General features: G+C 33.4%; 8 protein-coding genes. 2 read left to right on the plus strand and 6 right to left on the minus strand.

Annotation, left to right across the window (positions count from 1 at the left end; translation table 11 throughout):
- Nucleotides 1-46: 46 nt before the first annotated feature.
- The 6 genes from ACNRYB_RS04575 to ACNRYB_RS04600 all read right to left on the minus strand — a co-directional run bounded on the left by ACNRYB_RS04575 (nucleotide 47) and on the right by ACNRYB_RS04600 (nucleotide 10,918).
- The gene (locus tag ACNRYB_RS04575) at nucleotides 47-2,326 is read right to left on the minus strand and encodes a helix-turn-helix domain-containing protein (RefSeq protein ID WP_473729369.1); all 2,280 of its coding nucleotides are present in this window, start codon (nucleotides 2,324-2,326) and stop codon (nucleotides 47-49) included.
- 103 nt (nucleotides 2,327-2,429) lie between these two features.
- The gene (locus tag ACNRYB_RS04580; protein ID WP_066033199.1) at nucleotides 2,430-3,014 is read right to left on the minus strand and encodes an OmpH/Skp family outer membrane protein; all 585 of its coding nucleotides are present in this window, start codon (nucleotides 3,012-3,014) and stop codon (nucleotides 2,430-2,432) included.
- 235 nt (nucleotides 3,015-3,249) lie between these two features.
- Nucleotides 3,250-4,098 (minus strand): class I SAM-dependent methyltransferase, encoded by an 849-nt coding sequence (locus tag ACNRYB_RS04585; RefSeq protein WP_263523723.1) that lies wholly within the window; start codon nucleotides 4,096-4,098, stop codon nucleotides 3,250-3,252.
- A 374-nt stretch (nucleotides 4,099-4,472) separates the two neighbouring features.
- Nucleotides 4,473-6,344: a tRNA uridine-5-carboxymethylaminomethyl(34) synthesis enzyme MnmG gene (mnmG, locus tag ACNRYB_RS04590; RefSeq protein ID WP_473729370.1), complete on the minus strand. Its 1,872-nt coding sequence runs from the start codon at nucleotides 6,342-6,344 to the stop codon at nucleotides 4,473-4,475.
- A 756-nt stretch (nucleotides 6,345-7,100) separates the two neighbouring features.
- Nucleotides 7,101-7,520 (minus strand): rRNA maturation RNase YbeY, encoded by a 420-nt coding sequence (gene ybeY / locus ACNRYB_RS04595; protein ID WP_091490075.1) that lies wholly within the window; start codon nucleotides 7,518-7,520, stop codon nucleotides 7,101-7,103.
- On the minus strand, nucleotides 7,517-10,918 hold the full coding sequence (locus ACNRYB_RS04600; protein WP_473729371.1) for a hypothetical protein: 3,402 nt from the start codon (nucleotides 10,916-10,918) through the stop codon (nucleotides 7,517-7,519). The genes ybeY and ACNRYB_RS04600 overlap by 4 nt, the downstream gene beginning before the upstream one ends.
- 164 nt (nucleotides 10,919-11,082) lie before the next feature.
- On the opposite strand from ACNRYB_RS04600, the gene gltX reads away from it, so the two are divergent.
- A complete protein-coding gene (gene gltX / locus ACNRYB_RS04605; protein ID WP_473729372.1) occupies nucleotides 11,083-12,588 on the plus strand; it encodes a glutamate--tRNA ligase in 1,506 nt (501 codons plus the stop codon).
- Nucleotides 12,589-12,841: 253 nt separating this feature from the next.
- Nucleotides 12,842-13,825 (plus strand): SPFH domain-containing protein, encoded by a 984-nt coding sequence (locus tag ACNRYB_RS04610; RefSeq protein ID WP_473729373.1) that lies wholly within the window; start codon nucleotides 12,842-12,844, stop codon nucleotides 13,823-13,825.
- The last annotated feature ends 25 nt before the right edge of the window (nucleotides 13,826-13,850 follow it).

A 13,850-nucleotide genomic window follows, 5' to 3' on the forward strand; every position in this document is an offset into this window, starting at 1 on the left:
TTTTGAAAAACAGAAAACACTGTTTCACGTAGGACGTTCCAAAAAATCAATTTATGCTCGCTTTAAACATTTTCAATTCGTCCCATGTAAATTCATCTCCATATTTTTCTTTCAAAGGACTCAAAGATTCTTCCTGATAAAACTGAAAAGCTTCTCTCAAAGCTAGAATTTTATCATAAGGCAAAACATCAGTTATTTCAATTTTCTTCGCTTGAATAAGTCTTATCAAATGCCCTTCGATAGTTTGAACATTCAATTTACGCATTCTTGCAATATCTTCAACCGAATTTTTATCCATCCACAAATCATACGTTTCTTCGACTGTCGTTTTTTTAGCCGTTTTAAGCTCACTTTTTTCTGCTTTAGCTGATTTGTATCGAACAACGGGTTCTTCTGTCCTGAAAATGTCTGTATTTGTCGTTTTAAGCTCTTCCCTAATCCTTTCCGCTTTGTTCGTTTTGTAATTTTTAATGTTTGGCGACGAAAGCTTTTCTTTACTGATTTCTTCACCGGCCACAACAACTTCAATCAATAACTTGGCTTTCATCAGTCGCAAAACCGCTTTGGTCTGAAGATCTTCTAAAAAATTAAGCTCTTCATAGAACTCTTTAACTTTTTTAAATTTTTGAATTTCAGCCATTTTATAAATCAGATCATCGACCAACTTATCCATTTGTTTGAAAAAATAATCATAGGCCGCATCTACCCTTTCTTTTACAAAAAACAGATCAACTGTTTCTTTGATGAAGATTTTATTGAGTTGCGCAATGAATTTCTGCGAAGGATCTAAAAGCTGTTCCATAATTTCCATTCGTTTGTGAGCCCAAACTGCATGTTTCGTTTTTTCGGAACCTGCCGCATTTTCGTTATAACTGAAACGATGATTTCGCCATTCTTGTGCCAATTCTCCCCAATTAAAACTGTTAACCAAATAGTTATGAATAAAATTTTTAGTTTCGAAGTGAAGTGCCTTCTCCAAAGTTTCTTCCGTTGCTCTGTTTAAAGCGTAATCCATCACATCTTGATCGTTGGAAATACCATTCATCTGCATCGGAGAAAGCAAAATAAGCCCATTTAAGGAACGTAAACGCGAAAGTGCTACATAGGCTTGTCCGGGCAGAAAAACTTGCGATACATCGAGCGCTGCTTTGTCAAAAGTTAAACCTTGGCTTTTGTGCACCGTAATCGCCCACGCCAGCTTGATCGGATAATGCGCAAAAGTCCCTAAAACTTCTTCTTCAATATCTTTGGTTTGTTCGTTGACTTTGTAGCGGATATTTTTCCATTCGTACTTTTCAACTTCTAGCGTCATGTTCTCTTCTGGAAAGTGAACAAAGATTTCTTCATCAGAAAGCGATTTGATTACGCCCATCTTTCCGTTGAAATATCTTTTTTCAAAAGACAAGTCGTTTTTGACGAACATGATTTGCGCGCCGACTTTCAATTTCAATTCTTCTTCAACAGGAAATATCTTTTCTGGAAAATCGCCCACCACAAATGGCGTATAAATGTACTCTTTTCCATCTAAATCATTGATTGACTGTGAGTTGATAGAATCTGCTTTGGCATTATGCGTCGTCAGCGTGATGTATCCTTTGTTCTCTTTGAAGTCAAAATCTGGCTTAACATACTGATTTAGAATAGCTATGTCCTCTGGAGTGATCTGATTATTTCGCAGATTATTCAAAACCGAAATAAAAGCATCATCGGTCTGACGATAAATTTTTGACAATTCGATGTAAATTGGCGGATACGTTTGAAGAACATGGGAATGGAAAAAGAATTTTCCGCGGTAATAGTTTTTCAGCGTTCGCCACTCTTCATCACGAATTACCGGTGGCAATTGCAACAAGTCTCCAATAAACAAAACCTGGACTCCTCCAAAAGGCTGCGTGTTTCTTCGAACGGTTTGCATCATGAAATCGACAGCGTCCAATAAATCAGCACGCATCATACTCACTTCATCAATCACCAGAAGCTCCATGTTTTTGATTACATTTCGCTTGACGTTATTCATTTTGAAATGGCGTCGAAGCGATTCTTTATTTTCAAACTTTACCGTTTCCGTAAATTGTGCGCTCGCTTCGTACGATGGAATAAACGCAGAAAATGGAAGCTGAAACATGGAATGAATGGTTACACCTCCAGCATTCAAAGCCGCAATTCCCGTTGGTGCAACGACCACAGTATTTTTATGAGTTGTCGCGATAATTTCGCGTAAAAGCGTAGTTTTTCCCGTACCTGCTTTTCCCGTAAGGAAAATAGATTTTTGAGTCTGATTGATGAATTGTAAAGTGTAAGCTGCCGCTTCTGAAATGTTCTGCATTGGGCTTGTATTAAAGAAATAAAATTACCGCATTTTTATAAAAAGAAAAAACCTAAATCTTAGTGGATTTAGGTTTTCAGTAATTTAGTTAGTTTGGTAGTTTTTATTTTTTTGCTTCGCCTTCTTTTGTTTCAGCTGCTGGTTTTGCATCTGCTTTTGGCTCTGCTTTGTATTTATCATTTAAAGCTTTGATAATCTCTTTTGTGATATCGTATTTCTCTTCAGCATACAAAATTGTTGCAGCATCTCCTGTTCCGTAGATGTAAGAGTAACCGTTTTTCTTTCCGTAATCTTTAATGAATTTTTTAACTCCACTAACAAGAGAATCCATTTCAACACCACTTTCTTGTTGTAACTGTTGAGCTAATGCTTGTTGTGCATAACCTAATTGCTGCTCTCTTTTTTGCAATTCAGCACCTCTTTGCTGTGCCCAAGCTTGACCGTTTGCTTGTGCTTGACTTTGAAAATTAGCAGCGTCTTGTTTAAAACGTGAAATCTCAGCTTGTAATTGTCTCCCTTTTTCTTCCGCTTGAGCTTTGTACTTTGCCTCTAAATCTTTTGCCTCAGTGTATTCTTTCATCAAAACCGAAGTATCCACGTAAGCTGTTTTTACTTCCTTTACCTCTGCTGTTTTGTTACAAGAAACTGCGAAAACTGAAAGTGCGATAATAACTAATGCTTTTTTCATTTTTAATAATTCTATTTTTTTAAGTATTGAAGACAAAAATATAAAAAAATCAATAGCATCAACATAAAGTTTAAAAAATGCGTAAATTTTATGATATTGTTTTTATTTATAGTAAAAAATATAGCCATAAACCAATGTTATCGCTATATTTTGGATGTTTTTTGTCTTGTTTTGGATTAGCTAAAAAAGCCATCTTGTCTTTTGGAGGTAAAACGGCTTTAAATGATTTTTATTTTTATTTATTTTTCAAAACGTAAATATGCGAAGAATATTCCTTTGAGCTTTTTGCCTTCCAGTTTGATTTTAAACCAATGAAAAATGCTTTGATGTAATTCATCTTTCCTGTTTTGTATTTTTCTGATAAAAGGCTCACATAAAACGAATCGAACTTCATTGGAAGTATCTTTTCTAATTTCATATCTACTCTTTCAAAAAGCAATTGGATTGATTTTTTTGAAAAATGCCAAAAATGAATTGGCACATCATAAGCAGCCCAAAAAGTTTCATAATGACCCGCATCGAACGATTTGTAATTTGGAACCGCAACAATTAATGTTCCAGTTGGTTTTAATAAACGCTTTAATTCTTGTATCTGATGTTCTAGATTTGGAACGTGTTCCAAAACATGCCACATGGTAATTACATCCAAAGAATTACTTTCTAAAGCGCTAATTTCTTCTACAAATGAAATTCCTTTTTCTTTAGCAATATTTTTAGCACGATCGCTCGGTTCAACTCCAATTGTTTCCCAACCGTCATTTTTTGCTGTTAAAAGGAAATCGCCTGTTCCAGCTCCAATATCCAAAAGTTTTCCTTTTTTTGGTTGCTGGCTATTAATTAAATTTAATTTATTCTTAAGCGCAATATTTTTTACGAAATGATAGGCTTTTTCAAATAACGAACGTTTATTGTCTGTATGCGAAATATAATCTTCGCTTTCGTAATATTTACCCAAATTTTGAAGTTCAGGCTGTGGAGAAGTAATTAGCATATCTAATTCTTCATCGTAATACAAATCAAAAATTTCTTTTGAAACAGAATGGTCTTTTACCGTAAGAAAGTGTTTTTTGTTTAAAACGTTCATTTTTTAATTTTATAGATATTGGGTTTAATTTATAGCAAATCCCAAAAACGAAATTTTATCGCTTTTAGGATTTGTTTTTTTTTATTCTTCTTTTATTTCTATTTGATCCTTGCAAAATTTGATAATTCAACATGATTGCAAAACTCTTCTTTTATCAAGTTTTGATATTTGAAAAGTGTAAAAATCATTTCAATTTTAACAAAAGGTTTCACGTGGAACAGAATCAATTTAAATTTCTGAATTTAGATTTTAAATTTATAATGCATTTCGAAAATAAAAACCAAAAAAATCGTTTCACGTGGAACATTTATAGTCAGTCGCAGTTTACAGTCGCAGTAAAACTGGACACTGAAAACTGCGACTGTAAACTATTTTTATCTTCCCATATAAATCAAAAGTACAGAAATATCACTCGGTGATACTCCGCTAATTCTCGAAGCTTGAGAAATAGTTACAGGACGAATCTTACTCAATTTCTGTTTAGCTTCAATCGACATTGATTTGATTTTGTTATAATCGAAATTGTCTGGAATTTTTACTTCTTCCAAACGATTCAACTTATCTGCATTATTTCTTTCTTTTTCGATATAACCAGAATATTTTACCTGAATTACCGCTTGCTCTACAATCTCTTCATCAAGTTTATTCTCTTCGATGTAAGCTGAAACTTTTTCAAACTTCAACATATCTTCCAATTCAATCTGTGGACGAGAGAAAATCTTAAACATTTTATCTCCTTGTGAAATCGGTGCAGATTCTTTCGCTTCCAAAATCGGGTTTGTTTCTGCAATCGTAACACTTGTTTCTTTAAAAAATTGAACCATCTTTTCAGATTCATTTAATTTCTTTTCCATTCTTCGTAAACGATCTTCAGAAGCTAAACCAATTTCGTATGACATTGGAGTCAATCTGAAATCGGCATTATCTTGACGCAACAATGTTCTATATTCTGCTCTTGATGTAAACATACGATATGGTTCTTCCGTTCCTTTCGTAATTAAGTCATCAATTAGAACTCCGATATACGCTTCATCACGTTTTAAAATCAACGGATCTTTTTCGTGCACTTTCAAGTGTGCATTTATTCCAGCCATCAATCCTTGAGATGCTGCTTCTTCATATCCTGTTGTTCCGTTGATCTGTCCAGCGAAATACAAACCTTCCACTAATTTCGTTTCCAAAGTATGTTTCAATTGTGTCGGAGGAAAGAAATCATACTCGATAGCATAACCAGGTCTAAAAAATTTTACATTTTCAAAACCTGCTACAGAACGAAGCGCTTTAAATTGAATATCTTCAGGAAGAGACGTTGAAAATCCGTTTACATAAACTTCACAAGTATTCCATCCTTCTGGTTCAACAAATAATTGGTGACGCTCTTTATCTGCAAAACGATTTATTTTATCTTCGATAGAAGGACAATATCTTGGTCCTAAACTTTTGATTCTTCCGTTGAACATTGGAGAACGATCAAAACCTTCTCTCAAAATATCATGAACATTTAAAGATGTGTACGTCATGTAACAAGAACGCTGATGCGTTAACGGAGAAGTCACATCTGAATAAGAAAACTTATCTGGCTTTGCATCTCCTTTTTCTTCGTTCATTTTAGAATAATCTAAAGAACGTCCATCTACTCGAGGTGGCGTTCCTGTTTTCATTCTTCCAGCTTCAAAACCTGCTTTGATCAAATCTTCGGTAATTCCGGTTGCAGCACTTTCTCCTGCTCTACCTCCACCAAATTGTTTTTCTCCGATATGAATCAAACCATTCAAAAAAGTACCATTTGTCAAAACAACAGATTTGGAACGAATCTCCACACCAAGTGAAGTTCTAATTCCTTTTATCTTTCCGTCTTCAATAATTAACCCTTTTACCATCTCTTGATAAAAATCAAGATTTGGAGTTGCTTCCAACATCATTCTCCATTCTTCTGCAAAACGCATTCTGTCACTTTGAACTCTCGGCGACCACATAGCAGGTCCTTTGGATTTGTTCAGCATCTTGAACTGAATTGCCGTACGATCTGAAACAATTCCTGAATATCCTCCAAGCGCATCAATTTCACGAACGATCTGTCCTTTTGCAATTCCTCCCATTGCAGGATTACAAGACATCTGTGCTATGTTCTGCAAACTCATTGTAACCAATAAAGTTTTAGATCCCAAATTTGCAGCCGCAGCTGCAGCTTCAGAACCAGCATGGCCTGCACCAACCACAATAACATCGTATTCTTCTAAAAACATTTTGTTTTATTATTCTCCAAAAACCGCTAACGCGGTTTCTAGAATTACTTTTATATTTTTCTTGTTCCACGTGGAACTTTTTATTTTGCTTCAGGTTTGAAGTTTCAAGTTTAAAGTTTCAAGTTCAAACCGAAACGTGTAAACTGGAATCTTTAAATTCTAGAAATCAATAAAAATGTTTCACGTGAAACATCTTTTTACTTCATTCAAATCAGAACTTTCAAATAGAACTTTCAAATAGAACTTTCAAATAGAACTTTCAAATAGAACTTTCAAATAGAACTTTCAAATAGAACTTTCAAATAGAACTTTCAAATAGAACTTTCAAATAGAACTTTCAAATCAAAACTTTCAAATCAGAACTTTCAAATCAGAACTTTCAAATCAGAACTTTCAAATCAGAACTTCGAAACAGAATCTTTACAATAAATATTTCACGTGAAACATTTCTAAACTTCCATTCCGAACTTCCATTCCGAACTTCCATTCTAAACTTCCATTCTAAACTTCCAAAGAACATTTTAAAATCATGTTCCACGTGAAACATCTTGTCCTTTTATTTCAAACTCAAAACTTAAAAAATCGTTCCACGTGGAACGATTTAATCTCTTGTTCGAATTTTTAATACAACGTTCCACGTGGAACGTTGTATAATTCTTTTACTTTATTCTAATATGTTTCACGTGGAACGTTATAAAAATTTTATAAAATAAAAACGTTTCACGTGGAACATATATTCTTTTTTCAAGATGTTTACTACTGTTCCACGTGAAACATCTTCATCTTCTCCTCTTCCTTAGCCCTCATTAATTGAGCATCTTCATCTGTCTTATCTTTGTATCCACAGTAATGTAGTATGCCATGAGACAGCACTCTTTTAAGTTCTTCGGCAAATGAAACATTGAAGTCTTTTGCATTGTCTGCAACACGTTCTACAGAAACAAAAATATCGCCATTTAACTCGTTACCAACTGTATAATCAAAACTGATAATATCAGTAAGAGTATCATGATCTAGATATTCAACATTGATTTTATGCAGATATTCATCGTCACAAAATATATAATTGATCTCTCCTTCATTCTTGTTTTCAGAAACAATTACAGCACTTAACCAGTCACTAAAAGCCTGCTCGTCTCCTAAAGTAAAATCTGTTTCGTAATTAAAATTTATCATTTTGTATTAAAGTATTCTTGAACTTTTTGATTAAAATTCGAGCGCAAAGGTAGTGATTGTCTGTTTAATATCTCCACACTGTTTAAATATTCCAATAGTGAACTTGGTAAAGCATTCGAACGATTCGTAAACTCAGCCTTATTTGTTTCAGATTGTCTTTGTGTATCCTGACCTTGTTGCTGAACTGCATTGTTCAATTTCCATAATTCTTGTTGAATATTTAATATACGTTGCAGGTTCTCGTTCTTAAATCCTTTATTTAAAATCTGTTTCTCTGATTGTTTCATCTGATCAATTACAGATCTTCCTTGAGCATCTAAACCTTTCTTCGCTAATTCTTTTTGAAGTGCTTCACGAAGCTTAACTTGCTCTTTGTATATTTCCATTATTGCTTCTGCGTCGCCTTCTCCATCTTCTCCTTCATTACCATTCTTCTCTCCTTTTCCACTTTTTCCATCTTTACCAGAAGTACCTTTATCGTTACTTTTATTTCCTTGCCCTTCCTTGCCCTGACCATCTTTACCCTGTCCGTTTTGTCCTTGTCCAGACTTTCCATCTTTACCTTCGCCAGGTTTATCTCCATGTTGTTGTCCAGACTTCATTCCATCTTTCATTTTATCAGCAAGACCTTTTTGTTTCTGAATAATATCTGGCAATTGCATTCCTGGTCCGTCCCCAGGTTTAGGTTTTCCTGTTCCAGGTTTAGGCATAGACATCTGCATGTTATTCAATAAATCACTTAAGAAATCAGCTAACTTATTGGCAGATGAAACCGCGTATTGCTGGTGTGAAACTCCTCTTGGGATTTGAACATCGGTTAAGGTTTCAATTGCTTTGTCCATGTTGTATTGTACGTTTCCAATTTCTTTAGTTACGTCTTCTGCTACCTTTGGGTTACGTAATGAAAGTGCAAACAAACTATCGTCTACATGTCTAAACTGCTGTTTCAAATTCTGCTGAATCTTGATGTTTTTTGTGAATGTCGACGAACCTAATTTCATTGCTTTAAACTGTTTCATCACATCTTCTTGTGATAAAGAATAAGCCAAAAGATTATCAAGAATCTGACGAAGCATTGCTACATCTTCTTCTAATTGTTCTTGTTCTCCGCCTTCCATTTCGCTCTGCATTTCCTGAGCCATAGACTTCATTTTCTTTGCAGCACTTTTCTGTTTTGGCTTAGCTCCAGATGTATTCTTTTTACTCAATTCTTCAGAAGCTTTATTCAAATCATTATCTACATCTTTCTCTTTTGAAGCATCAGACGGAATATCCAAAGGTTTCTTTAAAGTCTTATTCTCCTCTTTCAAGTCTTTTAAATCTTCCTGAATCTTATCAAAAGATTTATTAATTTCATCCTGCTTCTCTTTCGTATTTTCTTTCTCTTTATTAGATAACTGTTCCTGTTGTTCTGACAGTTTATTTAGTTTCTCTGCAACTTGTTCTGCTTTCTTTGAAACATAAAAACGTTTGGTTAACTCAACCAATTGTTCTAAATTACGAGATTGATTTTTACTGATTTGTTTGAACTTTTCCATCTTATCAAACAGTTCTTCACTGTTTAATTTATCATTTAAGTTCTTTAATTCGTCTAATAATTTCTGATTCTTTTCTAAATCTTTCTGAGCATTATCTAAACGCTTTTGTAAATCTTCAGCAGTTTTATCTTTCTTATCATCTTTAAACTTGTCAAGATTCTGATTCATTTTCTCAGAAAACTGTTTCATCATTTCGTCTTGTTGCTTCTGACGTTTGATAAAATCATTGATCTTCTGCTGATCTTTAAACTCTAAATTGTCTTTTTCTTTTCCTGTATTTTGAAGCTTATCCATTTCAGAAATTTGCTTCGTTTGGTTCTTCAAAGATTTAGATAAACTATTGATGTTTTGATTTTGCTGCTGTAATTCCTGATCTTGAATTTCATCTGTAGTAGCTACACGATCTGAAAATGTAGAAGACTTTGTACTCTTAAATCCGTGTGGTGCATCGTTATCAAAAACTTCAAAATAGTATTCGTATGAAACTCCTTCTTCTACTGGAAGATTGCTTGGAAAATTAAAAACAAACTGATCAAATACTCCAGCCTTCACAGGAATGTTTCCACGCTTAGCAGATTGAGGTTTGTTACGTTCGTAGTACACAATTTGTAATTTCGAAAGTCCGTAATCATCACCCAATCTTCCTAGAATATAGTTTTTATCAAGCTTCAAACTGTCTGGCGCAGGACCTACATTGATGGTTGGAAACTGATCTTTGATCACAGACAGTTGATAATCTAGTTTTTCGTAGTTTTTAACCTTATTATTCGACGTAAGTATTTGATATTCGGTATTTTGACTAATATTTTTAGCCAATTTAAACTCATTATCGGCCTTATTGAACTTAAATACTTCATTATCTCTTTTCCATACTACTTCTTGTGTAGATTTGGTGTTCATTTTCCAAGTTACAGTTGTTCCTTCAGGTACAATTGCGTTTCCTGTTCCTTGAATTGTCTCTGATTTTTTCTTTAGATAAGAAGGAAAATTTAAAACCATTTCGAAGTTTGCAATCGATGGAACTGTGATCACTTTCAATTCATATTCTTCTGAAACAACCGAATTTCCTTCAAAAGAAAATTGAATATTTTCAGAAGGTTTTTCAATTTTAAATTCAAACTTTCCAGGTTGAGAAGATTCCATAAAATAACTTTCGTTACCAATATGAATCATAACATTTTCTGGAACTACGTTTCCAACAGATTCCATTTTGATCACGAAATCTTTGTTTTGTTCTGCTTGCAAATTAGAATTCAAAACCACAAATTTAAATGGAGCTGGTGGCAAAAATGCTGAATTGAAATGCACTACTCTATTCAAACTTTGAGAAATGATATTGCTATTTCCAGAAATATAAAACACAGCAAAAAGCAAAATTGGAACTAAAGCTAATGGCAAATATTTTTTATTTGCTTTAAAATTAATTGCATTTCCAAATGGAATTGGTTGCAAAGAATTTGCTTTTTGTTCAATTGAAGCTAAAACTAACTCCGAACTTTCAGCATTATTTTCAGATGACAATTGCAAAAAGTTAGTCAGCTTATCGCTTACTTCTGTGAAATGATTTCCAATAATTTTTGAAGCTTGAGTATAATCAATTCCCTTTTGAAGTTTAAATAATTTAAACAATGGAAACAGAATTAAACGTACCAAAAGGAAAACTTCAACTGCAATAAATATCCAAAATAGAAACGTTCTTCCTATAGGTTTTAGCCAAAGAAAATACTCTACAAAAAGCGTAAATAGAAAATACAATAACCCAAAACCAGTAAAAAGTAATATCCCTTTTATCAATTCGTTGGTATAATATTTCTTAATGAAAGCTTCTAACTTTTGATATATTGTAGATGATGTTTTCAAAATAAATCTGTTTTAATTATAACCTATAAAAGTAGTAATTATAATAATACCTTTTTTAGATTCTAAGTTACTAAGACACTAAGGTTCTAAGATTTTAAAATCTAAAATCAACATTCTGAAATCTAAAATCATAAAACGTATCTTTGCAACAAAATTTTAAACAAATGTCAAAGCAAGTTCGTGTGCGTTTTGCACCAAGTCCGACTGGACCGTTACATATTGGCGGAGTTCGTACTGCCCTATTTAATTATTTATTTGCAAAGAAACATAATGGTGTTTTTTATCTGAGAATTGAAGATACAGATCAAACTCGTTTTGTTCCAGGTGCAGAAGCTTACATTATGGAAGCTCTTGAATGGTTAGGAATTGCTCCTGAAGAAACGGTTGGAAAAAATGAAAAATTTGGTCCGTACAGACAAAGCGAACGTAAGGATTTATACCAGCAATATGCCGATCAATTGATCAATTCTGGTTGGGCATATTACGCTTTTGATACTCCTGAAGCTTTGGATGCACATAGAAAACAACACGAAGCTGAAGGAAAAACATTTATTTACAATCATCACAATCGTGAAAAATTAGATACTTCTTTAGTAATTTCTGCAGAAGAAACGGCTAAAAGAATTGCAAATGGAGAACATTACGTGATCCGTTTTAAAACTCCTGTTGATGAAACTTTACATTTGAAAGACATCATTCGTGGAGATGTGAAGTTTGAAACGAATCTTTTGGATGATAAAGTTCTTTTCAAAAGTGACGGAATGCCAACATATCATTTAGCTAATATTGTCGATGATCATTTGATGGAAACTTCACATGTAATTCGTGGTGAAGAATGGTTGCCATCGATGCCACTTCACGTTTTATTATACAAAGCATTTGGTTGGGAAGCTCCAGAATTTGCACATTTACCTTTGATTTTAAAACCAGTTGGAAATGGTAAATTATCAAAAAGAGATGGAGACAAAATGGGATTTCCAGTATTTCCGCTAGAATGGAAAACAGAAGAAGGTGTTTCATCTGGTTATAGAGAAAAAGGATTTTTCCCGGAAGCAGTTGTAAACTTCCTTGCTCTTTTAGGATGGAATGACGGAACTGATAAAGAATTATTTTCTTTAGAAGAATTAGCTCAATCTTTTGACTTGAATAGAGTTCACAAAGCTGGAGCTAAATTTGATCCAGAAAAAAACAAATGGTTTAACCACCAATATTTAGTAAAACAAAATGATGCAGATTTAGCGAAAACCTTCTCTCCTATTTTAGAAGAAAAAGGCTTCTCGACTCCGCTCGAAGTGACAACTCGTATTGTTTCTTTAATTAAAGAAAGAGCAAACTTTGTTTCTGAATTTTGGGATTTGACAGATTTCTTTTTCCAGGCTCCAACATCATACGATGAAAAAGCAAGCAAAAACTGGAAAGAAGAAACTCCAACTTTAATGCAGGAATTGATTTCTGTTTTAGAAAATATTGAAGATTTTACTTCTGCAAATATCGAAGCAATTGTAAAAGATTGGTTAACCAAAAACGAAATCGGAATGGGGAAAGTAATGCAACCTTTCCGTTTAAGTTTGGTTGGAGCTCTTAAAGGTCCTCACCTTTTTGACATTGTTGAAATCATTGGAAAAGAAGAAACTATTTCTAGAATTCAGAAAGCGATAGTTACTCTATAAAAAATTTTACCATTAAGATATTAAGAAAATTAAGCCCAACTTAATGGTAAAAAAAGGAAAGTTTTTTAAGTTCATAAAGCTTAATTGTCTTGACAAAGTTTTGACTTAATTATCTTAATGACTTTAATGATTTAAAAAAGTAAACGCTAAGTAACATCTTCAAAATGTTCTTAGCGTTTTTTTAATGCTTAAAAAATTTAATTTAGAAGAATTTTCGTAATTTACCAGAATCATAAATATAAATTACATAACCATGAGTACAGCATTTATTATCTTTTTAGTATTGGCATTCTTCATTTTCATGTCGTCTTTTTTTACTGTAAAACAGCAATCGTCTGTGATTATCGAACGATTTGGAAAATTTCAGAGTGTTAGAAATTCAGGATTACAACTTAAAATTCCGATGGTAGATAGATTGGCCGGAAGAGTAAATCTTAAAATTCAGCAACTAGATGTTATCATCGAAACTAAAACTAGAGACAACGTTTTCATCAAAATGAAAGTTTCAGTTCAGTTCAAAGTGATTCAAGATAAAGTTTACGAAGCATTTTATAAACTAGAATATCCACACGATCAGATTACTTCTTATGTATTTGATGTGGTTCGTGCCGAAGTTCCGAAACTAAAATTGGATGATGTTTTTGAAAGAAAAGATGATATTGCAGTTGCAGTAAAACGCGAATTGAACGAAGCAATGTCTGCATACGGATATGATATCATCAATACTTTGGTTACTGATATTGATCCGGACATTCAAGTAAAAAATGCAATGAACAGAATCAATGCTGCTGATAGAGAAAAAACGGCTGCAGAATTTGAAGCAGAAAGTTCAAGAATTAGAATCGTTGCAAAAGCAAAAGCCGAAGCAGAAAGTAAACGTTTACAAGGACAAGGTATTGCAGACCAGCGTCGTGAAATTGCAAGAGGTCTTGTAGAAAGTGTTGAAGTTTTAAACAAAGTTGGAATTAATTCTCAAGAAGCTTCTGCCTTAATTGTAGTAACACAGCATTACGATACTTTACAATCAATTGGTTCTGATGCAAATTCAAACTTAATTCTTTTACCAAATTCGCCTCAAGCTGGAAGTGACATGTTAAACAATATGGTGGCTTCCTTTACAGCTTCTAACCAAGTTGGAGAAATGATGAAAAAGAACACTAAAAAAATTGAAAAACCAAAACAAACACCAAAACAATCTGGTTATGAAGATGACATTCAACCAGATGTTCAACAATAATTGACAAACTAATTAAAAATAAAAA

Source organism: Flavobacterium sp. CR10, assembly GCF_055814415.1.